Source organism: Vibrio sp. 03_296 (assembly GCF_002265885.1).
In genome coordinates this window covers 1-1,286 of record NZ_NPKW01000876.1, presented here as the reverse complement: position 1 = coordinate 1,286, position 1,286 = coordinate 1, and the positions used below count along the sequence as shown (strand labels likewise).

The 1,286-nt window shown below is 47.2% G+C and carries 4 protein-coding genes and 1 pseudogene; all 5 read left to right on the top strand.

Going from position 1 to position 1,286, the window contains the following annotated elements; genetic code table 11:
* A partial coding sequence (locus tag CIK04_RS34670; protein WP_325205962.1) for a response regulator occupies positions 1 to 219 on the top strand: 219 nt, incomplete at its 5' end.
* A gap of 11 nt (positions 220 to 230) precedes the next feature.
* Positions 231 to 476 carry a response regulator gene (locus tag CIK04_RS34665; RefSeq protein ID WP_325205961.1) on the top strand — a complete coding sequence of 82 codons (246 nt, stop codon included), beginning with the start codon at positions 231 to 233 and terminating at the stop codon, positions 474 to 476.
* A 76-nt stretch (positions 477 to 552) separates the two neighbouring features.
* Positions 553 to 879, top strand: a complete 327-nt coding sequence (locus CIK04_RS34660) for a response regulator (protein WP_325205960.1) — start codon at positions 553 to 555, stop codon at positions 877 to 879.
* Positions 880 to 913: 34 nt separating this feature from the next.
* Complete coding sequence (locus tag CIK04_RS35815) at positions 914 to 1,003, top strand: hypothetical protein (RefSeq protein WP_369597182.1); 90 nt, start codon at positions 914 to 916, stop codon at positions 1,001 to 1,003.
* Positions 1,004 to 1,021: 18 nt separating this feature from the next.
* Positions 1,022 to 1,286: pseudogene (locus tag CIK04_RS28545) on the top strand (protein-glutamate O-methyltransferase CheR); the annotation flags it as partial.

The window sequence follows — 1,286 nt, the reverse complement described above, 5'->3', positions numbered from 1 at the left end:
GATATTGGCCTTCCCGGCATCGATGGCTGGACCGTCATGGAGCGACTCAAAGAAAACCCTGAGACGCGCCATATCCCGGTTCATTTTATGTCTGCCAATGACGCAAACCTCGATGCGCTGCGCATGGGAGCAATTGGCTACCTAACCAAACCAGTCKWAATGGAAAAAGACTCGAAAAAGCGTTTGGCAATATCGAAGATATTCTCTCTAAACCCGTAAAACGTTTGTTGGTGGTTGAAGATGACGCCATCCAACAAGAGTCTATTCGCCAGCTAATCGGTGAAGACGACATTCATATCGTGGCGGTTCCAACCGGGGAAAAAGCACTCGAAGAATTGGAGTCCAATCGCTATGACTGCATGGTGTTGGATCTGGGCTTGGAAGACATGACCGGATTTGAGCTACTTGAACGTATTCGTCGAAGTGAAACCGCGGCTCGAGTACCGATATCGTCTACACCGACGCGAACTAAGTAAAGAAGGAAGAGCGCGAAACTCAAGTCGCTATGCAGAGAGCATTATTATCAAAGGAGTGAAGTCGCCAGAGCGTCTTTTGGATGAGTCAGCCCTCTTCCTGCACCGCGTAGAAGCTAACTTGCCTAGTGAGCAACGCGGTATTTTAAGAGCCGTGCACAACAAAGAGTCCGTCTTAACGGGCAAGAAAGTCTTGCTGGTGGACGATGATATGAGAAACGTCTTCGCGCTATCGAGCATTCTTGAAGACAAAGGAATGGACATCGTCATTGCACGCGATGGCATAGAGAGCCTAGACAAGCTCAAAGAAAATCCTGACATCGATGTGGTGCTCATGGACATCATGATGCCGAAGATGGACGGTTACGAAGCAATGGAAGAGATCCGACAAACAAAAAGTGTATGAAAAGCTGCCTGTCATTGCTTTAACGGCGAAAGCCATGAAAGGCGACAGAAGCAAGTGCATCGAAGCGGGCGCAAGTGATTATTTAGCGAAACCGGTAAATACCGATAAGTTACTTCAATGTTAAGAGTTTGGTTGTACTGATATGGAAAGCGTCACTGAATTGTCAAACGAACAACTGGAAATTCAGTTGTTACTTGAAGCGATATACCGCAAATATGGCTACGATTTTCGTGAGTATTCGCTGGCCCATACCAAGCGTCGATTAGAGTATCGACGCGCCATCGAGGGCATGTCGAATTATTCTCAAATGCAACACAAAGTGATCAATGAGCCGCGGTTCTTCGACCAAATGCTGTTGGACTTATCCATCAACGTCACCGAAATGTTCCGAGACCCTTGGTTCTATC